A 21,339-nucleotide genomic window follows, 5' to 3' on the forward strand; every position below is an offset into this window, starting at 1 on the left:
ATGGCCGGAGGAACCGCATCTCTCTACGCCCGGGGCCGGGAAACCCAGCGCGGAGCCACGCAAGATCCGGCTTGGGCGAAATGGACCATCATCGGGCTTGGCCTCGCCTTTTTCGCGCTGTTTCTGCTGGCGCCTCTGGCGCTGGTCTTCACCGAGGCCCTCCGCAGGGGCTGGGGCGCCTATCTCAAGGCGCTGACCGAGCCGGACGCGCTCTCCGCCATCCGCCTGACGCTGCTCGCCGCCGCCATCGCGGTGCCGGTGAACCTCGTCTTCGGCGTCGCGGCCTCATGGCTCATCGCCAAACATCGCTTTCGCGGGCGCACCCTGCTCACCACCCTGATCGACTTGCCTTTCTCGGTCTCGCCGGTCATCGCGGGTCTGGTCTATGTGCTGGTCTTCAGCTCTCAGGGATGGCTTGGGCCCTGGCTTCAGGAAAGCGGCTATAAGATCATCTTCGCGGTGCCGGGCATCGTGCTGGCCACCGTCTTCGTGACCTTCCCCTTCATCGCCCGCGAGCTGATCCCGCTCATGGAGGCGCAGGGCACCGAAGAGGAAGAGGCCGCCGTCGTGCTCGGCGCCGGGGGGCTCACCACCTTTCTGCGGGTGACCCTGCCCAACGTCAAATGGGGCTTGCTCTACGGCGTGATCCTCTGCAACGCCCGCGCCATGGGCGAATTCGGCGCGGTCTCCGTCGTCTCGGGGCATATCCGCGGCCTGACCAACACCATGCCGCTCCATGTCGAGATTCTGTATAACGAATATCAATTCTCCGCCGCCTTCGCCGTGGCCTCGCTGCTGGCTTTGCTGGCTCTGGTCACGCTGCTGATCAAGACGGTCGTCGAATGGCGCGTCGCCCGCGCCCAGCGGGAAGGAGCCTGATCATGAGCATCCGCGTCGAGCATATCAACAAGCGCTTCGGCGATTTCACCGCCCTCAACGACGTCACGCTGGACGTGCCGGACGGCAAGCTGACCGCGCTGCTCGGGCCTTCCGGCTGCGGCAAGACCACGCTTTTGCGCGTCATCGCCGGTCTGGAGCAGGCCGATTCCGGCCGCATCCTCTTCAACGGCGAAGATTCCTCCCGCGCCCATGTCCGCGAGCGCAATGTGGGCTTCGTCTTCCAGCATTACGCCCTCTTTCGCCATATGACGGTCTTCGAGAACGTCGCCTTCGGCCTCAGGGTCAAGCCGCGCCGCGAGCGGCCTTCGGATTCCGAGATCCGGGCCAAGGTCACGCGGCTGCTGGAGCTGGTGCATCTGGATTGGCTTGGGCATCGTTATCCGGCGCAGTTGTCGGGCGGCCAGCGTCAGCGCATCGCTCTGGCGCGGGCTCTGGCGGTGGAGCCGCGGGTTCTGCTGCTCGACGAGCCCTTCGGCGCGCTCGACGCCAAGGTCCGCAAGGATCTGCGCCGCTGGCTGCGCGATCTGCATCATCAGCTTGGCCTGACCTCCATCTTCGTGACCCATGATCAGGAGGAGGCTCTCGAACTGGCGGATCAGGTGGTGCTCATCAACAAGGGCGCCGTCGAGCAGGTGGGAGAGCCCGCTCAAGTCTATTCCCAGCCCGCGACGCCCTTCGTGCAAAGCTTCCTCGGCCATTCCAACCTCTTCGAGGGACGGGTGGTCTCCGGGGCTCTGCAAGTCGAGGACGGCGGGCTCGCCCTGCCTGCGGGCTCGGGCGCCGAGGGCGCGCGGGTGGCGGCCTATGTGCGGCCGCATGAATTCCATGTGACGCGCGAGACCTCCGGGCCGGGCATAGAGGCTAAAGTGGCGCGGGCTCTGGAGCTTGGCGCTTTGGCGCGGATCGAGCTGGTGGGCGCCCGCAGCGGCCGTCCCTTCGAAGCCGAGATTCCTAAGCGCGAGCTGGCGCAATTGGCTCTGGCGCCCGGCGAGACCGTGCGGCTCGTCCCCGACGCGCTCCGCGTCTTCCCGGCGCAGGAGGTCGCGGCGGAATGAATCTTCAGCAAATCCGAATCCTGCGCGAGACCGTGCGGCGCAATTTCAACCTCACCGAGGCGGCTCAGGCTCTGGCCACCTCGCAATCGGGTCTGAGCCGGCATATCAAGGATCTCGAATATGAGCTGGGCGTGGAGATCTTCGTGCGCCACGGCAAACGCTTCCTCGGGCTGACCGAGGCGGGGCGCGAGATCCTCGTCCACGCCGAGCGCATCCTGACCGACGCCGAGAACATCCGCCGGGTGGCCTCGCAATTGCGCAGCGCCGATCAGGGGGTTCTGGTGGTGGCCACCACCCATACGCAGGCGCGCTACGCGCTTCAGCCCGCCGTGGCGGCCTTCCGCCGCGAATTCCCGCGCGTGAAGCTCACGCTGCACCAGACCAGCCCGACCGGCATCCTCAATATGCTGCTCGAAGGCCGCGCGGACATCGGCGTCTCCACCGAGAAGGTCGCCGATCATCCCGACGTCGCCGCCTTCCCCTATTACCGCTGGCGCCATACGGTGATCGCGCCGCGCGGCCACGAGCTGGAGGGAACGAAGCGCCTGACCCTCGCCGAACTCGCCCGCTGGCCGATCATCACCTATCATGAGGGCTTCACCGGGCGCGGGATGATCGACCGCGTCTTCGCCGAGGCGGGCGAGCGGCCGGAGATCGTCATGGAGGCGCTCGACGCCGACGTGATCAAGGATTACGTGGCGCTCGGCGTGGGCGTGGGGATCGTGGCCTCCATGGCGGTCAAGCAGCCCGACGAGCGGCTGGCGGCTCTGGACGGCGGCCATCTCTTCGATGAAAGCACGGCCCATATCGCCATCCGGCGCGGACGCTACATGCGCGGCTTCGCCTATCGCTTCCTTGAGATCTGCCGTCCGGAATTGCGCGAGGAGACCGTGCGCACCGAGATGACTCCCGCCCTCGCGGCCTCGGAGATCGTCTAGAATTCAGCCCGCGGCGGGGTCGTGCTCGGCTTTGCGGATCCAGCCGCCTTCCGGGGTTTCGGCCCAATAGACGGCTTTCAGCCCCGCCGCCTTGGCCGCGCGCCATTGGCCGCGCGCCGCCGCCAGAGCCTCTTCGTCCGCCTCCTGAAACAAAAGGCAGATCCGCGCCAGCCCCTCGGGCGGCGCCGAAAGGTCGCAAAAGCCGCCCGCCGTCAGACAGAGGATCTGCGCCCCGTTGGGGATCTCCGGCCCGGCGGAGATCCAGATGGGCTGAAGCGCGGCCTCCCCGTCGGCGGCGGAGCCGTGCGGCAGAAAGGAATCCTCGCGATAGGTCCAGAGCCTTTCGCTCGCCGCCGCGACCTGAGCCTCGTCGCCGAGCCGCACGACGGCGCGCCAGCCGCGCGCGAGGATCTTCTCTAAAAGATCGACCAACAGACGCTCGGGCGCCTGCTGAACCAGATGATAAAACCAGACTTCCGGCGCGCTCACGGCCATTTCGCTTCAGGCGGCAGACTCATCAGCACCGCCTCGGGATTATGGCCGCTCTCCAGCCCGAAACGGGTGCCGCGATCATAGAGCAGATTGAATTCGGCGTAGAGGCCGCGATGGATCAATTGACGCTCGCGCTCCTCCGGCGTGAAGGGCTCGCGGCTGCGGGCCGCCGCCAGAGGCAGGAAGGCTGCGAGGCATCCCCGGCCCACGGCCTGCGTGAAAGCGAAATCCGCCTCCCAGTCGCCGCTGTTGAGATCGTCGTAGAAGATCCCGCCCACGCCCCGCGCCCGGTTCCGATGAGGGATGAAGAAATATTCGTCCGCCCAAGCCTTGAAGCGGGCGTAATATTCCGGGTCATGGGCGTCGCAGGCGGATTTCAGCCCCGCATGAAAGGCCGCCGTGTCCTCGTCGAAGGGAAGGGCCGGATTCAGATCCGAGCCGCCGCCGAACCACCAGGCGCCGGGCGTCCAGAACATGCGGGTGTTCATATGAAAGGCGGGCGCGCGCGGATTGCGCATATGCGCCACGAGGCTCACGCCCGAGGCCCAGAAGCGCGGATCCTCGGAGATCCCCGGAACTTGGCGCGCCGCCATGGCCGCCTGAGCCTTCGGCGCGAGCCGCCCATGCACCGCCGAGACGTTGACGCCCACCTTCTCGAAGACGCGCCCTCCGCGCATCACGGCCATGAGTCCGCCGCCGCCCGGAGATCCGTCCTCGCCGCGCCGCTCGGTGGGGGTCAGCGCGAAACGCCCCGCCGGAAGCTCGGAGGCCTGTCCGTCCTCCAGAGCCTCGAAAGCGTCGAGGAACATCCGGTGCAGCTCGCGAAACCAGACCTCGGCGCGCGCCTTGCGCGCCTCGCCTTCCGGCAGAGCGGCGGCGGGCAGCGGCTGAGCGAAGGACGAAAGGGACATCTGCGGCGCTCCTCGATCCTGGAGCGTTTTCCAGCGAAGCCGAAGGACTTCGCGTCGTGAAAACGCGACCACAAGAGAAATCGGAGCGTCCGGGCGGCCCCACATGGCCGGACGACGCTCTCGGGGGAAAATCCGCTCCGGTCCTATCCTTTCGCCGCCTCCCAGTCCAGCGCGTAGCCGAAGGCGCAGACCAGATGATAGAAGGTGCTGGCGGGCATAAGCGGATCCGCGAGGCTCCCGTCCGGATTCAGCTTGTCGCGCCAGCCGCCGGGATGGCAGCCCGTCAGATAAACGCCGAAGAGGCGGTCGAAAACCTCCTGAGCCTCGATCAGATGGCGGCCCGTCCCATGGACGCGCTCCTGCGCCAGAGCCGCCTTGAAATGCTCCGTCTGGCCCCAAAGCCGGCGCGTGGGCTTGCTTGGAACGCCGTCGAGAAAGGTCTCGTCGCAGAGCAGCCCGTCCGGGCCGAGCCCCAGCCTGCGGCCTTCTTCATAAAGCGCGTCCGCCGCCGCGCCGATGGGGCGCTTTCCGCCGAGCCGCTCATAGCGCCGCAACAGCCAGACCCATTCGCAGAAATGCCCCGGCTCCAGACGCTGGCCCTCCTCCGGGGTCAGCGGAGTCCAGTCCTCGGCGAAATGCTCCATGAGCCATCCGCGCCCCGCGTCGAAGAAGCGCGCGAAGAACAGCTCCAACACCGCCTCGGCCCGCTCCATCCAGACCGCTTCTCCGGTCCAGTCATAGAGGGCCATCAGCGCCTCGAAGCCGTGCATATGCGGATTCTGACGACGGGGCGACGTGTCGCGGTCGTCCTCGCGCCAGCCGCCCAGAGGATGCGCCAGATCGCCGCTCAGGCCCGCCCAAGTCTTGGCGAGATCTTCGCGGGCCTCCTCCACGCCGAAGCGGGCGAGCGCCCCATAGCCGAGCAGGGCGAACATCTGGTCATAGGCGTCGCGGCGGGAATCCTGCGGAGAATCATCCGGCTTCAGGCGATGGATCCAGCCCGGCCCCTGAGGCGCCTGAGCCTTGGCCCGCGCGAAGGCCAGAACGCCGCGCGCCCGCTCCAGCCCCTGCGGATCGAAGCCCATGCGCCAGCCCTCGGCGAAGGCGTAGATCTGGCGATGCTGCACCCGCACCCGCTTGATCTCCGCGCGGGCGGGGGCGCCGTCGACCACGCGCAGAGCCTCCCAGGCGCCGCCCGTCGCCGGATCGATCCCCGGGCCGCCCCAGAGCGGATAGGCCGCTTCGGCCATCCAAGGCCCGATCTTGTCGCTGAACTTCATACAAAAGCCTCCACGCGCAGCTTACGCTTAAACGACAGAGACATGCGGCGCGCGAGAAGACTTGTCAAACCATCAGAACCCGTCTTTCGGGAAGGATCGGGGCGGGAGTCCCTTCCTCATTTCCCGCCTTCTTCCTAAATAAGCCCGCCCTCTTCCTAAATAAGGTTGAGCCCTGAAGCTTTCAGGGCCAAATTCCCGCTTTCCAGATCCCCGCGCTTCGCGCCTGAAGGCTTCGCATTCCATGACCGCCTCCGTTTTCGGCTCCGCCCTGCCCCTTTCTCCGGTTTTCGCGAAGCTCGACGCCATGGCGCGTGAGCGGATTCTGATCCTCGACGGCGCGATGGGCACGCAGATTCAGGCGCTGGGCCTCAGCGAGGAAGACTTCTCCGGCCCGGTCAGCCATGGCGCGGGCTGCGGCTGCGGGCTGCATCAGGGCGACGGAAGGCCGCAGCAGGGCAATAACGACCTGCTCAGCCTGACCCGCCCCGAGGCCATCGAGGAGATCCATTACCGCTACGCCAAGGCGGGGGCGGACATCGTCGAGACCAACACCTTTTCTTCGACCCGCATCGCTCAGGCCGATTACGGTCTTGAGGAGAAGGTCCATGCGCTGAATTTCGAATCCGCCCGCATCGCCCGCAAGGCTCTGGACCGCGCGACCGCCGAGGACGGACGTCCGCGTTTCGTGGCGGGGGCGCTCGGGCCGACCAACCGCACGGCCTCCATCTCGCCCGACGTCAATGATCCGGGCTATCGCGCCGTGACCTTCGAGGATCTGCGCCTCGCCTACGCCGAGCAGATCCGCGGGCTGATCGCGGGCGGCGCGGATCTCATCCTCATTGAGACGATTTTCGACACGCTCAACGCCAAGGCGGCGATCTTCGCCTGCGAAGAGGTCTTCGCGGAGAACGGCCTGCGTCTGCCGGTGATGATCTCGGGCACCATCACCGATCTCTCCGGCCGCACGCTCTCCGGCCAGACCCCGACCGGCTTCTGGCATTCGGTGCGCCACGCCCGGCCTCTGAGCGTCGGATTCAACTGCGCGCTGGGCGCCGAGGCCATGCGTCCCCATCTGGCCGAGGTCTCCGCCGTGGCGGAGACCCTCGTCTGCGCCTATCCCAATGCGGGCCTGCCCAACGCCTTCGGCCAATATGACGAGACGCCGGAATATATGGCCGAGCAGGTCGAGGTCTTCGCGCGCGAGGGGCTGGTGAACATCGTCGGCGGCTGCTGCGGCTCGACGCCCGAGCATATCCGCGCCATAGCTGCGGCGGTGAGCAGGCATAAGCCGCGCGAGATCGCTTCTCCGGCGCCGCAGATGCGGCTTTCGGGGCTGGAGCCCTTCGTGCTCACGCCCGAGATTCCCTTCGTCAACGTCGGCGAGCGCACCAACGTCACGGGCTCGGCGCGCTTCAAGAAGCTGATCGTCAACGGGGATCTCGCGGCGGCCCTCGACGTGGCCCGCGATCAGGTCGAGAACGGCGCCCAGATCATCGACGTCAATATGGACGAGGGCCTGCTCGACAGCCGCAAGGCCATGGTCGATTACCTGAATCTCGTCGCCTCCGAGCCGGACATCGCCAAGGTTCCGGTGATGATCGACAGCTCCAAATGGGAGGTGATCGAGGCGGGCCTGCAATGCGTCCAAGGCAAGCCGGTGGTCAACTCCATCTCGCTGAAGGAGGGCGAAGAGGCTTTCCTCCATCATGCGCGGCTTTGCCGGGCCTATGGCGCGGCGATGGTGGTCATGGCCTTCGACGAGACCGGACAGGCCGACACCGAAGACCGCAAATTCGAGATCTGTTCGCGCGCCTATAAGCTGCTGACGGAAGAGGCCGAGATCGCGCCGGAAGACATCATCTTCGATCCGAACATCTTCGCCGTGGCGACCGGCATCGAGGAGCATAACAACTACGGCGTGGATTTCATCGAGGCGACGCGCCGGATTCGCGCGGCCATGCCTCTGGTCCATATTTCAGGCGGCGTCTCGAACCTCTCCTTCTCCTTCCGGGGCAACGAGCCCGTGCGCGAGGCGATGCACGCCGTCTTTCTCTATCACGCCATCAAGGCGGGGATGGACATGGGCATCGTCAACGCCGGGCAATTGGCGGTCTACGACTCCATCGAGCCGGATCTGCGCGAAGCCTGCGAGGATGTGATCCTCAACCGTCGCCCCGACGGCACCGAACGCCTGCTGGAGATCGCCGAACGCTTCAAAGGCGCGGGCGGCAAGGAAAAGGCGGAGAAAGACCTCACCTGGCGCACATGGCCCGTCGAAAAGCGGCTTGAGCACGCCCTCGTCAATGGGATCACCGAATATATCGAGGCCGACACCGAGGAGGCTCGCCAACAGGCGGCCCGGCCTCTGCACGTCATCGAAGGCCCGCTGATGTCGGGGATGAACGTCGTCGGAGACCTCTTCGGCGCGGGCAAGATGTTTCTGCCTCAGGTGGTCAAGTCGGCCCGCGTGATGAAGCAGGCCGTGGCCGTGCTGACGCCCTTCATGGAGGAGGAGAAGCGCCTCAACGGCGGCGAGGGTCGCCGCAGCGCCGGACGCATCCTCATGGCCACCGTCAAAGGCGACGTCCATGACATCGGCAAGAACATCGTGGGGGTGGTCCTCGCCTGCAATAATTACGAGATCGTCGATTTGGGCGTGATGGTCCCCGCCGCGAAGATCATCGAGACCGCCCGCGCCGAACAAGTGGACGTCATCGGATTGTCGGGCCTCATCACGCCCTCGCTGGACGAAATGGCCCATGTCGCCGCCGAAATCGAGCGCGAGGGATTCGACCTGCCGCTCCTCATCGGCGGCGCCACCACCAGCCGCGTGCATACGGCGGTGAAGATCCATCCGCGCTACGCCCGCGGCCAGACGGTCTACGTCCCTGACGCCAGCCGCGCCGTGGGCGTGGTCTCGGCTTTGCTCTCGCCGGAGCAGAAGCCCGGCTATGTGGCGGAGATCCGCGCCGAATATCAGAAAGTCGCCGAGGCCCATGAACGCGCCGAGGCCGAAAAGCGGCGTCTGCCTCTGGCGGCGGCGCGGGCCAACGCCTTCAAGGCCGATTGGGCGAGCTATGATCCTCCGGCGCCGCAATTCCTCGGGACGAAGGTCTTCGAGGATTGGGATCTCGCGGATCTCGCGCGCTATATCGACTGGACGCCCTTCTTCCAGACTTGGGAGCTGAAAGGCCGCTTCCCCGCCATTCTCGACGACGAGCGCCAAGGCGCGGCGGCCCGGGCGCTCTGGGCCGACGCCCAAGCCATGCTCAAGAAGATTCTCGATGAGAAATGGTTCCGCCCTCGCGCGGTGGTGGGCTTCTGGCCCGCCAATTCCGTGGGCGACGACATCCGCCTCTTCACGGATGAAAGCCGCGCGCAGGATTTGGCGACCTTCTTCACCCTCCGCCAGCAGGCGACCAAGCGCGACGGCAAGCCGAACGTGGCCCTCTCGGATTTCGTCGCGCCTGTGGACTCCGGCAAGCGCGATTGGGTCGGCGGCTTCGTGGTGACGGCGGGCATCGAAGAGGTGGCCCTCGCCGAACGCTTCGAGCGCGCCAACGATGATTACTCCGCGATTTTGGTCAAAGCTTTGGCGGATCGCTTCGCCGAGGCCTTCGCCGAGCGCATGCATGAGCGCGTGCGCAAGGAGTTCTGGCCCTACGCCGCCGATGAGGCTTACGCGCCGGAGGAGCTGATCCTCGAACCTTATCGTGGGATTCGTCCGGCGCCGGGCTATCCGGCCCAGCCCGACCATACGGAGAAATCGACGCTCTTCCGCCTGCTCGACGCCGAAGCCGCCACGGGCGTGAAGCTCACCGAGAGCTACGCCATGTGGCCGGGCTCTTCGGTTTCAGGGCTCTATATCGGCGCGCCGGAGGCTTATTATTTCGGCGTCGCCAAGGTCGAGCGCGATCAGGTCGAGGATTACGCCGCCCGCAAGGGCATGTCCGTCGAGGAGGTCGAGCGCTGGCTCGGGCCGATCCTCAATTATATGCGGCCCGCCGTGCAAGCCGCCGAATGAACGCAAAAGCGGCGAGGCCGAAGCCCCGCCGCTTTTTCTTTCAGATCAATTCAAATTCAATTGACGAGATTCGCCTCGGTCTTGGCGCGGACTTCTTCTTCCGTCACGCCCTCGGCGATCTCCAGCAGCTTCAGCCCGCCCGGAACCACGTCGAAGACCGCGAGATCGGTGATGATCCGATCCACGACCTTCTTGCCGGTCAGCGGCAAAGTGCATTCCTTCAGCAGCTTAGAGGCGCCGGTCTTGTCGGCGTGCTGCATGATGACCACCACGCGCTCGACGCCCGCCACCAGATCCATGGCGCCGCCCATGCCCTTCACGAGCTTGCCCGGCACCATCCAATTGGCGAGATCGCCTTCCTGAGAAACCTCCATGGCTCCCAAGATCGCGAGGTTGATATGTCCGCCGCGGATCATGGCGAAGCTGTCCGCCGAGGAGAAATAAGAGGTGCGGTCAAGCTCGGTGATGGTCTGCTTGCCCGCGTTGATGAGATCGGCGTCGACCTTGTCCTCGGTGGGGAAAGGCCCCATGCCGAGCATGCCGTTCTCCGACTGAAGCGTGACGTCCACGCCTTCAGGGATGTAATTCGCGACCAGCGTCGGAATGCCGATGCCGAGATTCACGTAAAATCCGTCGCGCAGCTCTTGGGCGGCGCGCGCCGCCATTTGATTGCGGTCCCAAGCCATGGCGCTCTCTCCTCAAGCCGGACGGGTGGTGCGCTGTTCGATGCGCTTTTCATGCGGACCCTGAATGATCCTCTGAACGAAGATCCCGGGCGTATGGATCGCATCGGCGCCGAGCGAACCCACGGGCACGATCTCCTCCACCTCGGCCACCGTGACCTTGCCGCAAGTGGCGACCATCGGATTGAAGTTCCGCGCCGTCTTGCGATAGATCAGATTGCCCTGCGCGTCGCCTTTCCAAGCCTTGACGATGGAGAGATCCGTGCGGATGCCCCGCTCAAGGACGTAGGTCTCGCCGTCGAACTCCTTATGCTCCTTGCCCTCGGCGACGACCGTGCCGACGCCCGTGCGGGTGTAGAAGCCGGGGATGCCCGCGCCGCCCGCCCGCATGCGCTCGGCGAGGGTGCCTTGCGGGTTGAACTCCAGCTCAAGCTCGCCGGAGAGGTATTGGCGCATGAACTCGGCGTTCTCGCCGACGTAGGAGGCGCACATCTTCTTGACTTGGCGCGTCTGGAGCAGGATTCCGAGGCCGAAATCATCCACGCCCGCATTATTGGAGTAGACGGTGAGATCCTTCACGCCCGCATCCCGCAAGGCCGAGATCAGAAGCTCCGGAATGCCGCAAAGGCCGAAGCCTCCCGCCGCGATGGTCATGCCGTCGAACAGAAGGCCGTCGAGCGCCTCCGCCGCGGTGGAATAGACTTTATTCGCCATAACGTCGCTCCGCGCCTCCCCGTAAAACTTCATCCGCGCCTTTGCGCGCGCCTCAAGAGGTATTCGCCCGTTAGATTCGGGTCAATCTCCATGTCGCTTCGCATAAAAAAACCGCGATGGGGCGTCCGATTTTCGGAATCCTGTCATTCCGGCCCGAGAGGCGCGGCGGGCGCCTTGGCGCGGATCGTCACGCGGGCGCCCAACTCCAGCAGCGGCCCGCCCATCACGTCGGCCTGCCATTCGGCCCCGGCGGCGCGGACCCAATAGGTCGCGTCATGGCCTTTGAACTCGCGGCCGACGATCTCGCCCAAGCCCGCGGCGTCGGGCTCCAGCCCGAGATCCTCGGGGCGCAGCGAGAGCAGAACCTCGCCTTCGGCGGGCGCCGCCAGAGGCAGAACTCCCAAAGGCGTCTCGGCCTGAGCCCCCCGCGCCGCCCCCGCGAGGAGGTTCGTCCGCCCGAGGAACTGCGCCACGAAGGCCGAAGCCGGGCGGGCGTAGACTTCTTCCGGGCGGCCGATCTGGAGAATCCGGCCTTCGCGCATCACCGCCAAGCGGTCGGCGAAGCTTAGAGCCTCCTCCTGATCATGGGTCACGAAGAGCACGCCCAAGCCCGTCGCCTTGAGGATGCGGCGGATCTCGCGGCGGGTTTTCGCCCGCAAGGCGGCGTCGAGGTTCGAAAAGGGCTCGTCGAGCAGGATCAGCTTGGGGCGGGCCGCGAAGCTCCGCGCCAGAGCCACGCGCTGCTGTTGTCCGCCGGAGAGTTGGTCCGGATAGCGCGGCCCATAGCCCGAAAGCCCCACCATATCCAGAAAACGATCCGCCTCGGTTTCGCGCTGAAGGCGGGGGCCCTTCACGCCGAAAGCGACGTTCTCGACCACGGTCAGATGCGGAAACAGCGCGTAATCCTGAAAGACCACCCCCACGCCGCGCTTCTCGGGCGCGAGCGGCAGGGCGTCGCGGCCCTCAATGCGGATTTCGCCCGCATCGGGCGTCTCGAAGCCCCCGATCATGCGCAAGGTCGTCGTCTTGCCGCAGCCCGAAGGCCCGATCAGCGCGAGGATCTCCCCCGCCTCCAGATCGAAGCCCGCCTCCTCGACCACGGGGCGCGCCGCGCCGGGAAAGCGTTTGGTCAGACCTCGGGCGCGCAGAAGGGGCTGGCTCATGATCGATCCTTGGGAAGTCGGCCGCGTCCCGAACCCTCGTAACGCAGGATGAGTCCGACGAACAGACTCGAGAACACCACCAGAGCCAAAGCGAAAGGCGCCGCTTCGGCCATCATGCCCTCCGAGGTGCGGCTGAAGACGTTCATGGAGAGCGTCGTGTAGCCCGTGGGCGCGAGCAGATAGGTGATCGGCAATTCCTTGCAGATCATGATGAAGACGAGAAGCCCGCCCGCCGCCATGGGTCGGCGCAATTGCGGCAGAGTCACCCGCAGAAAGGCCCCGGGCCCCGAAGAGCCCAGCGCCCGCGCCGCCTCCTCGCGCCGCGTCCCGATCCCCCAGAGCGCCAGCCGCAAAGGCCCGAGCGTCAGCGCGAGGAAGCTCAGCACATAGGCGAAGATCAGCACGGCGAAGCTCTGATAAAGCGCAGGCGCGGCCCTGAGCGTGAAGAAGACCATGGCCAAGGCGAAAGCCAGAGGCGGCAGAGCATAGCCGAGATAGGCCAGCCGCTCCGTGAGCGCCGACAAGCGCGAGGGCCAGCGCGCCGCCAGAAGCGCCACGGGCAGACCGCAGATCACCGCCAGCAAAGCCGCAGGCCCCGCCGTCGCGACGGTCCGCAGGAAGCTTCCGCCGAGCTGCGCCCAATCCATATTGGGCAGGCCCCGGATCATCCAGTGGATCAGCGCCAGCAGCGGCAATCCGAGCGAAGCCAGAAAGACCACCCCCAGAAAGGCCCAAGCCGCGACCCGCCAGGCGCCGAGCGCCGCCGGCGTCGCCTGACGCGCGACGCCCGTGCCCACCCGCGCGAAGCGCCGATTGCGGGCGAAGGCGGCCTCCGCCCAGACGAAGACCAGAGTCAGCGCCATGAGCATCAGCGAGAGCCAGGCGGCGTAAGTGCGGTCGAAGGCGGAGCTGTATTGCGTGTAGATGGCCCAGCTGAAGGCCTCGTAGCGCATGAGCGCCACCACGCCGAAATCCCCGAGGACGTAGAGCCCCACCACCAGAGATCCGGTCAGCAAAGCGGGCCGCAGATGCGGCGCCTCCACCGCCCAGAAGGCCCCCCAGCGCGAGCGCCCGAGGCTGCGCGCGCTTTCGATCAGGCCGGGATCCACCCCCGCCAGAGCCGCCCGCAGATTCAGAAACATATAGGGGAAGGTGTAGAGCGTGAGCGCCGTCGCGGCGCCCCAGAGCCCTTCAAGCCGGGGCAGCCTCAGGCCGAAGAACTGATGGGCGAAGCCGTAATAGCCCGACATGCCCAAGATCGCATAGGCCATGACGTAGCCCGGAATCGCCAGAGGCATGACGCAGAGAAAGGTCAGAAGCCCCTTGGCCTTCAGGTCGCTGCGCAGAGTCAGCCAAGCCAGAGGCAGAGCGATCAGCGCGTTGAAGGCCAGCACGAGCGCCGTCAGCTTCAGGGTGTTCCCGAGCAGCCGCAGATTGCGCGGCCGCCAGATCAGGCTTTGCAGCGTCGCGAGATCGGCCTCGAAGGCGCGGGCGAGGAGATAGCCGAAGGGAATCAGCATGGCCGCCCCGACTCCCAGAGCCGGGAGGAGCAAGCCGAAAGGCGCCCTCCGCCCCGCAGGACGGAGAGCGCCGGAAGCCGCAGGCGCCGCGGTCAGAGCAGCCCGACGTCGCGCAGCAGCGCGAGCGTGCCTTCAAGATCGGAGATCTTGTCGATGTCCACATGCGGGCTGACTTCGAGCAGCTTGTCGAGCGGCATCAGCGTCGGATCGGGGATCACGCCCGCCGTCACCGGATATTCGTTGCCCTCCAGCGTGATGTATTGCTGAGCGGCCGGCGAAAGCAGGAAGTCGAGGAAGACGCGCGCGTTCTCCTGATTATCGCTCGCCGCGACGATTCCGGCGCCCGCCACGTTCACCAGATTGCCGATGTCGCCCGCGCCGAAGGGCGTCTGCGCCACCGGATATTCCGGATCCGGCCCGGTGTAGCGGCCGAGGTAGTAATTATTCACGAGGCCGAAATCGACTTCGCCGTCGGCGATGGCTTCGATCTGGGTGCCGTTGTTGCGATAGACCTTGGCTTCGTTGGCGATCATGCCCTCAAGCCAAGCCTTGGCGGCCTCGTCGCCCTCGGCGACGCGGAAGGCCGTCACGAAGGCCTGAAAGCTGCCGTTGGTCGGGGCCCAAGCCACGCGGCCCTTATATTTCGGGTCGGTCAGATCCTTGATCGAGGCCGGGAGGTCGCCCTCCTCCACGCGCTCGGCGGAGTAGACCAGCACGCGCGAGCGGCCCGAAGTGGCGGCCCATTTATTCGCCGGATTGCGATAGACGGGCAGCAGGCCCTCGTTCACCTCGGCGGGGAGGTCGGCGAAATAGGGCGCGACCGCGCCCAGCGAGCCGCCGTCCTGAGCCCAGAACACGTCGGCGGGGCTGTTGGCGCCCTCTTCGATCAGCAGATTCGCCAGTTCGGCAGTGCCGCCGTAACGCACTTCCGCGTCGAGCCCGGTCTGAGCCTCGAAGAGAGAGATCACCGGCCCGATCAGGGCTTCTCCGCGTCCTGAATACACGGTCAGATCGGCGGCGGCGGCGGGCAGGCTCAGGGTCATGGCGAGACCGAAGGCCGTCAGTCGTTTCATCGTCGCTCTCCATATGGGGCGTGGAAATCTGATCGGATCTACGCGTTCCTGCGAACGCGTCGCAGAGGGAGGCGCGCGGCGCTCCAGCCGAAAGGCGTAGAGAGGGATATATGAAATCGGACTAAATGCGTCAACTTTTCAACTTGCCCTCATGAGGGAAAGCTCATGCTTTCTCCGCACAAAGTCTTCCCAAGCCGCGCGCGACGGCGTAATCTGCGCCCTTAAGCGACGGGAGAGTCCGGACTCCGCGAGGGGATCCGGCGCCGAAGGAGCAACCGCCCCGGAATCTCTCAGGTCCCCAAACCGTCGCCTTAAGACAACTCTGGAAAGAGGCGGACGCAGCCGCGATCCGCCCGCCGAAGGAGTAACGCTCTCAGGCGCAGGAAACAGAGGGGGCGCGGATTCGTCCGACCGGAAGGAGCATAAGCTCCGGCCGCGCGGCGCCGCCGCCTCTGAAGCCATCCGCCGGAGACCGCCATGAGCGCCCCCCTGCTGACCACGCCGCTGACCGAATTCCATCGCGCCCAAGGCGCGCGCATGGCCGGCTTCGCGGGCTACGACATGCCGATTCAATATCCGGCTGGGGTGCTCAAGGAGCATCTCGCCACGCGCGAGGGCGCCGGAATCTTCGACGTCTCGCATATGGGCCAGATCGCGATCCGCCCGCGTTCGGGCGGCGTGGAGACGGTCCTCGCGGCGCTGGAGCGGGTCACGCCCGCCGACGCGCAAAGCCTCAAGCCGGGGCGCCAGCGTTACGGGCTTTTCACCAACCGCGACGCCGGAATCGAGGATGACTTCATGTTCGCCAATATGGGCGATCATGTGCTGCTGGTGGCCAACGCCGCCCGCAAAGACAATGACGAGGCGATCCTCAAGGCGGGGCTGGCGGATCTCTGCGTGGTGGAGGCGATCCCGGATCGCGCGCTGATCGCGCTGCAAGGCCCCAAGGCCGCCGAAATCCTCGCGGGCTTCTCGCCGGAAGCCGCCGGGATGAAGTTCATGGATTATCGGGTTCTGCCGCTCATGGGGGCGCAGGCTTGGGTTTCGCGCTCGGGCTACACCGGCGAGGATGGTTATGAGATCTCGCTGCCCGCCGCCCTCGCCGAGGCCTTCGCGGAGGCTCTGCTCGACAAAGGCGCGCATCTGGCGGGTCTGGGCGCGCGCGACAGCCTGAGGCTCGAAGCCGGGCTTTGCCTTTACGGCTCGGATCTCGATACGACCACCACCCCCGTCGAAGCGGCTCTGGAATGGGCCATCGGCAAAGCTCGGCGTCCGGACGGCGTTCGGGCGGGCGGCTATCCGGGCGCCGGGCGCGTCGCGGAGCAGATGGCCAAGGGCGCGAGCCGTCGCCGCGTCGGGCTCAAGCCTGAGGGCCGCGCGCCCATCCGGGCGGGCGTCAAGATCTTCGCCGAACAGGGCGAGGCCGGAATCGTGACCTCCGGCGGCTTCGGCCCCACGCTCGGCGGCCCCATGGCCATGGCCTATCTCAAGCCCGAGGCGCTGGAGCGCCCCCTCTTCGCCGAGCTTCGCGGCCAGCGTCAGCCTGTGGCGCTCGCCGAGCTTCCTTTCGTCCGCCAAGGCTACGCGCGCTGATCCGGCGCCTTCAGTTCCCAGGAGACCTCCCATGCTGAAATTCACCGCCGATCACGAATGGATCCGCATCGAGGGCGATCTCGCCACGGTCGGGATCACCACGCACGCCCGCGACCAATTGGGCGACGTGGTTTACGTCGGCCTGCCCGAAGTGGGCGCGACGGTCGCGCAAGGCGACGCCATCTCCGTGGTGGAGTCGGTCAAGGCCGCCTCCGACGTCTATGCGCCGCTCTCCGGCGAGATCGTCGAGATCAACGAGGCTCTGAACGGCGCCCCCGAGCAGGTCAGCGCCGATCCTCAGGGAGAAGGCTGGTTCTTCAAAATCCGCCTCAGCGAGCCCGCGCAGCTTGAAGCCCTTTTAGACGAAGCCGCCTATCAGGCGAGCGTCGGGTGATCTCATGACCGAACAGAACGCTTTCGCCCGTCGCCATAACGGCCCGGACGCCTCTGAAACCGCCGCCATGCTGAAGGTCGTCGGCGCGCCGAGCCTCGACGCCCTGATGGCCGAGACGGTTCCGGCCTCCATCCGCGTCAAGACGCCTTTGAATCTGCCCGCCGCCCTCACGGAGCATGAGGCGCTGGACGAGATCCGCGCTTTGGCGGCGCGGAATAAGCCGATGATCTCGCTGATCGGCCAAGGCTATCACGGGACGCTGACGCCGCCGGTGCTGCTGCGCAACGTCTTTGAGAATCCGGCTTGGTATACGTCCTATACGCCTTATCAGCCGGAGATTTCTCAGGGCCGTCTTGAGGCTTTGCTGAACTTCCAGACCATGATCGGCGAATTGACCGGGCTGGAGATCGCCAACGCCTCGCTGCTCGACGAGGCCACCGCCGCCGCCGAAGCCATGGCTCTGGCCAAGCGGGGGGCGAAGTCGAAAGCCAACGCCTTTTTCGTGGATTCCGACGTCCATCCGCAGACCCTCGCGGTGATCCGCACCCGCGCCGAGCCGCTCGGCTGGGAGGTGCTCGTGGGGGATCCGCTGAAGGATCTCGACGCCGCGAAAGTCTTCGGCGCCTTGATCCAATATCCGGGCTCCAGCGGCGCGCTCCGCGATCCGCGCCCGGCGGTGGAGGCTCTGCATAAGGCGGGCGCCTTTGCGATCTTCGCGGCCGATCCTCTGGCGCTGGTCCTGCTGACCTCGCCGGGCGATCTCGGCGCGGATGCGGCCGTGGGCTCGACCCAGCGTTTCGGCGTGCCCATGGGCTGGGGCGGACCTCACGCCGCCTATATGGCCACCCGTGACGCCCATAAGCGCATCATTCCGGGCCGCATCGTCGGCCTGTCGGTGGATTCGCGCGGCGCTCCGGCGCTTCGTCTGGCCTTGCAGACCCGCGAGCAGCATATTCGCCGCGAAAAAGCGACCTCCAACGTCTGCACGGCTCAGGCGCTTCTGGCGATCATGGCCGGGCTTTACGCCGCTTGGCACGGCCCCGAGGGCCTGACCGCCATCGCGCGCCGGACCCACGCCCTGACCTTGCGTCTGGCGGAGGGCCTGAAGGCTCTGGGCTTCGCGCCGGAGGCGGACGCCTTCTTCGATACGCTCACCGTGCAGGCGGGCGATCAGGCCGCGCAGATCCTCGCAGCCGCGCGGGCCGAGGGGATCAATCTCCGCGATTCCGGCGGCGGCCGCATCGGGATCAACCTCGACGAAACGACGACGCCCGCTGTGGTCGAAGCCGTCTGGCGGGCCTTCGGCGGCTCGGAGGCTTTCGGCGCCGCGCCCAAGGCTTCGGCCATCCCCGAGGCTCTGCGCCGTCAGGACGCCCCGCTGAAACATCCCGTGTTCTCGCGCTATCGCAGCGAAACCGAGATGATGCGTTATCTGCGCAAGCTGGCGGATCGCGACCTCGCGCTGGACCGGACGATGATTCCGCTCGGCTCCTGCACGATGAAGCTCAACGCCGCCGCCGAGATGACTCCGGTCTCATGGCCCGCCTTCGCCAATATGCATCCCTACGCCCCCGCCGATCAGGCGGAAGGCTATCGCGCCTTGGTGGACCAGCTTTCGGCGGCGCTCTGCGAGATCACCGGCTATGACGCCGTGTCGATGCAGCCCAATTCCGGCGCTCAGGGCGAATACGCCGGATTGCTGGCGATCCGCGGCTATCACGCCAGCCGGGGCGATGCGCATCGCAAGATCTGCCTGATTCCCGCTTCGGCCCATGGCACCAATCCGGCCTCGGCGCAGATGGTGGGCTATGAGGTGGTGGTGGTCTCCTCCACGCCGGAGGGCGAGGTGGATATGGCCGATCTCGCCGCCAAGGCCGAGAAGCACGCCGCCGCCCTCGCGGCGATCATGATCACCTATCCCTCGACCCATGGCGTCTTCGAGGAGAACATCCGCCAGATCTGCGACATCGTGCATCAGCATGGCGGACAGGTCTATCTCGACGGCGCGAATATGAACGCTCAGGTCGGGCTTTCCCGGCCCGGCGATTACGGCTCGGACGTCTCGCATCTGAATTTGCATAAGACCTTCTGCATCCCCCATGGCGGCGGAGGCCCCGGCATGGGCCCCATCGGCGTCAAGGCGCATCTGACGCCCTTCCTGCCGGGCGATCCGGCGACGGGCCAGGGCGGCGCGGTCTCGGCGGCGGCCTGCGGCTCGCCGTCGATCCTGCCGATCTCGTGGATGTATTGCCGGATGATGGGCCCCGACGGCCTGACCGAAGCGACGAAGCTGGCGATCCTCAACGCCAATTACATCGCGGCGCGTCTGGCTCCGCATTTCCCGGTGCTTTATTCGGGCGCCAAGGGCCGCGTGGCGCATGAATGCATCCTCGATCCGCGCGGGCTGAAGGAGACTGCGGGCGTCACGGTGGACGACATCGCCAAGCGCCTGATGGATTTCGGCTTCCACGCCCCGACCATGAGCTTTCCCGTCGCGGGGGCGCTGATGGTGGAGCCGACGGAATCCGAGGCCAAATCCGAGCTGGACCGCTTCTGCGCGGCCATGATCGCCATCCGCGAGGAGATCCGCGCGGTGGAGGACGGGCGTCTGCCCAAGGGCGATAATCCCTTAAGCCATGCGCCCCATTCCGCCGCCGATCTTCAGGAGGGCTGGAATCGCGCTTACTCCATCGCTCAGGGCTTTTTCCCGGCGGGAGTCTCGCCGCAGGATAAATATTGGCCCCCCGTCAATCGGGTGGACAACGCCCATGGCGACCGCAATCTGATCTGCTCCTGTCCTCCTTTGGAGGATTACGCGCAGGCGGCCGAATAAAAACAAAACCCCTCCGGCCCGCCTTCCCGCAAGGCGGGCCGGAAGCTTTGCGCGTGACCCTCGCCGAGGGCGCGGCTATCATCCGGCTCCCCGCCCTCTCCAGACAGGCGCGCCATGGCCGGACCCAAACGCTTCGCGGACACCCAATTCGATCTCTTCGTCCCTTACATCGCGGATATGCCGCTGCGGGATCAGATGGAGATGATGGAGCGTCCCTTCTTCTCGCTGGCGAAGCGCCGCCGTCAGAAGCCCATCGAATACGTCAGCCCGGACGGCTCGGTCTTCGTGAACGTCTTCCCGAACCAGGAATTCGGCATGGCGACCATCTGGGACGCCGACGTGCTGATCTGGGCGGCCTCCACCCTCTGCGAGATGAAGCGCAAGGGCCTGAACGACGTGCCGCGCACCATCCATTTCCAGCCCTATGATCTTTTGCAGACCATCTGCCGCCCGACGGGAGGCCGACAATATATGCTGCTCCGCGAGGCTCTGGCGCGGCTTCAGGCGACGACCGTCGTGACCAACATCCGCGCCTCCAAGGGTAAGAAGCACCGGCAATTCAGCTGGATCGAAAGCTGGACCGACCTCATCGACGAAGCCAGCGGCCAGAGCAAGGGCATGAGCGTCACGCTGGCGGAATGGTTCTACGAGGGCGTGCTGATGGAAGGCGGCGTGCTCTCCATCGACCCGCTGTATTTCTCGATCACCGGAGGCCGCGAGCGCTGGCTCTATCGGGTGGCGCGCAAACATGCGGGCGGCGCCGGAGAGGAAGGCTTCGCCATTTCTCTGAATACGCTCTACGAGAAATCCGGCTCCGAGGGCGGCTTCCGGCGCTTTAAATTCGAGATGCTGAAGATCGTCCGCGAAAACGCCATCCCGCAAGTGGATCTGGCTCTGGAGGGCGCCGAGGCCAATCTTCTGGTCCGCATGACCCGCGCGGACGGCAAGGGCGCCGCTCAGATCGGCAAGAGCAAGGCCTCCTCCGGAGCCCCCCGGCCGCGCCCGCGCAAGGCCGCCGCGCAGGAGGAGGATCAAACCTTGGATGAAAAAACCAAGATATTGATTCAAAAAGATTTTCCTGAACTTGAACTCTCCAGCGTGCAAAAACGCTTCGATTTCTGGATCGAGCAGGATCCCAAGCGCGCGCCGCAGGATTACAATAAAGCCCTCTATGGCTTCGCCCGCAAACAGAGCGGCCGCCGCGAGGGCTGACGGGCGTTCCCAATGTGCCGACGGCGGGCGCGGACGTCGCTCCCTCCCTCGCCTGAATTCTTAAGATCATATGACGCTTCGATGAATCCGGCCTGATTTCAGGCCGCAGAGGCGGATTTCCGTCCCCGTCCCCACGGGGACACGCCTTTCGCGCGCCGGATTCGGCACATTGGGAACGCCTGAAGGCGTCCGGCGCCTCTCCGCGCCGATTTCAGGCCCGCCGATCCTTCGGCACATCAGGAACGCCGCGCCTCCGCCACGACCTTCGGCGCATCAGGAACGCTCCCGCGCCTCTCCTTATTCCTTCGGAGGGGCGGAATCCCGGAGGGCTTCGGCACATCAGGAACGCCTCGACCCGGCCCGGAAGCCCTCCCAGAAACGCCGTAAAGCTCTGGCGGGCCGACCGGCGCCTTCGGCACATCAGGAACGCTTATCCACAGAGATCAGAAAGTTATCCCCATGATTCACAGGAAACCGGCGATTCCGGGGGTTATCCACAGGCTGCGGAATCGGCTTCGGCACATTAGGAACGAACCCTCGGCACATTAGGAACG

16 protein-coding genes and 1 riboswitch are annotated in these 21,339 nt (G+C 66.0%); of the genes, 8 read left to right on the forward strand and 8 right to left on the reverse strand.

The window, feature by feature from the left end; translation table 11 throughout:
* The 3 genes from cysW to B161_RS0115135 are packed head-to-tail and all read left to right on the forward strand — an operon-like array spanning window position 1 to window position 2,893.
* Window positions 1-879: a sulfate ABC transporter permease subunit CysW gene (cysW, locus tag B161_RS0115125; protein ID WP_018634287.1), complete on the forward strand. Its 879-nt coding sequence runs from the start codon at window positions 1-3 to the stop codon at window positions 877-879.
* 2 nt (window positions 880-881) lie between these two features.
* Entirely contained in the window at window positions 882-1,955 is a 1,074-nt protein-coding gene (locus B161_RS0115130) for a sulfate/molybdate ABC transporter ATP-binding protein (protein WP_018634288.1), read from the forward strand.
* A complete protein-coding gene (locus tag B161_RS0115135; RefSeq protein ID WP_018634289.1) occupies window positions 1,952-2,893 on the forward strand; it encodes a LysR substrate-binding domain-containing protein in 942 nt (313 codons plus the stop codon). The genes B161_RS0115130 and B161_RS0115135 overlap by 4 nt, the downstream gene beginning before the upstream one ends.
* A 3-nt stretch (window positions 2,894-2,896) precedes the next feature.
* Here the strand turns inward: B161_RS0115135 and B161_RS0115140 are convergent, their stop codons facing one another.
* The 3 genes from B161_RS0115140 to B161_RS18285 all read right to left on the reverse strand — a co-directional run bounded on the left by B161_RS0115140 (window position 2,897) and on the right by B161_RS18285 (window position 5,576).
* A complete protein-coding gene (locus B161_RS0115140; protein ID WP_205619268.1) occupies window positions 2,897-3,382 on the reverse strand; it encodes a DNA polymerase III subunit chi in 486 nt (161 codons plus the stop codon).
* Window positions 3,379-4,296, reverse strand: coding sequence for an oxygen-dependent coproporphyrinogen oxidase (gene hemF / locus B161_RS0115145; RefSeq protein ID WP_018634291.1), 918 nt, complete (start codon window positions 4,294-4,296; stop codon window positions 3,379-3,381). The genes B161_RS0115140 and hemF overlap by 4 nt, the downstream gene beginning before the upstream one ends.
* Before the next feature lie 143 nt (window positions 4,297-4,439).
* Window positions 4,440-5,576: an AGE family epimerase/isomerase gene (locus B161_RS18285; protein WP_018634292.1), complete on the reverse strand. Its 1,137-nt coding sequence runs from the start codon at window positions 5,574-5,576 to the stop codon at window positions 4,440-4,442.
* Window positions 5,577-5,817: 241 nt separating this feature from the next.
* Here B161_RS18285 and metH point away from each other — a divergent pair, with 241 nt between their 5' ends.
* Window positions 5,818-9,600, forward strand: coding sequence for a methionine synthase (gene metH, locus B161_RS0115155; protein ID WP_018634293.1), 3,783 nt, complete (start codon window positions 5,818-5,820; stop codon window positions 9,598-9,600).
* Between the two features lie 56 nt (window positions 9,601-9,656).
* On the opposite strand, the gene B161_RS0115160 is transcribed toward metH, so the two are convergent.
* From B161_RS0115160 to B161_RS0115180, 5 genes are all read right to left on the reverse strand, one after another.
* A complete protein-coding gene (locus tag B161_RS0115160; RefSeq protein ID WP_018634294.1) occupies window positions 9,657-10,286 on the reverse strand; it encodes a CoA transferase subunit B in 630 nt (209 codons plus the stop codon).
* A gap of 12 nt (window positions 10,287-10,298) precedes the next feature.
* Window positions 10,299-10,997: a CoA transferase subunit A gene (locus B161_RS0115165; protein WP_018634295.1), complete on the reverse strand. Its 699-nt coding sequence runs from the start codon at window positions 10,995-10,997 to the stop codon at window positions 10,299-10,301.
* Window positions 10,998-11,140: 143 nt separating this feature from the next.
* Window positions 11,141-12,160, reverse strand: coding sequence for an ABC transporter ATP-binding protein (locus B161_RS0115170; protein WP_018634296.1), 1,020 nt, complete (start codon window positions 12,158-12,160; stop codon window positions 11,141-11,143).
* Window positions 12,157-13,713 (reverse strand): ABC transporter permease, encoded by a 1,557-nt coding sequence (locus B161_RS18290; protein ID WP_018634297.1) that lies wholly within the window; start codon window positions 13,711-13,713, stop codon window positions 12,157-12,159. The genes B161_RS0115170 and B161_RS18290 overlap by 4 nt, the downstream gene beginning before the upstream one ends.
* A 59-nt stretch (window positions 13,714-13,772) precedes the next feature.
* On the reverse strand, window positions 13,773-14,753 hold the full coding sequence (locus B161_RS0115180; protein ID WP_018634298.1) for an iron ABC transporter substrate-binding protein: 981 nt from the start codon (window positions 14,751-14,753) through the stop codon (window positions 13,773-13,775).
* 219 nt (window positions 14,754-14,972) lie between these two features.
* A riboswitch (glycine riboswitch) is annotated at window positions 14,973-15,069 on the forward strand.
* 161 nt (window positions 15,070-15,230) lie between these two features.
* Between B161_RS0115180 and gcvT the strand changes: the two genes are divergently transcribed.
* From gcvT to B161_RS0115200, 4 genes are all read left to right on the forward strand, one after another.
* The gene (gene gcvT, locus B161_RS0115185; RefSeq protein WP_018634299.1) at window positions 15,231-16,346 is read left to right on the forward strand and encodes a glycine cleavage system aminomethyltransferase GcvT; all 1,116 of its coding nucleotides are present in this window, start codon (window positions 15,231-15,233) and stop codon (window positions 16,344-16,346) included.
* A 34-nt stretch (window positions 16,347-16,380) separates the two neighbouring features.
* Window positions 16,381-16,740: a glycine cleavage system protein GcvH gene (gcvH, locus tag B161_RS0115190; RefSeq protein ID WP_205619272.1), complete on the forward strand. Its 360-nt coding sequence runs from the start codon at window positions 16,381-16,383 to the stop codon at window positions 16,738-16,740.
* A 4-nt stretch (window positions 16,741-16,744) separates the two neighbouring features.
* Window positions 16,745-19,573 (forward strand): aminomethyl-transferring glycine dehydrogenase, encoded by a 2,829-nt coding sequence (gene gcvP, locus B161_RS0115195; RefSeq protein WP_018634301.1) that lies wholly within the window; start codon window positions 16,745-16,747, stop codon window positions 19,571-19,573.
* Window positions 19,574-19,687: 114 nt separating this feature from the next.
* A complete protein-coding gene (locus tag B161_RS0115200; protein WP_018634302.1) occupies window positions 19,688-20,785 on the forward strand; it encodes a replication initiator protein A in 1,098 nt (365 codons plus the stop codon).
* The last annotated feature ends 554 nt before the right edge of the window (window positions 20,786-21,339 follow it).

The organism is Neomegalonema perideroedes DSM 15528 (assembly GCF_000374145.1).
GTDB classification, from domain to species: Bacteria; Pseudomonadota; Alphaproteobacteria; order Rhodobacterales; family Rhodobacteraceae; genus Neomegalonema; species Neomegalonema perideroedes.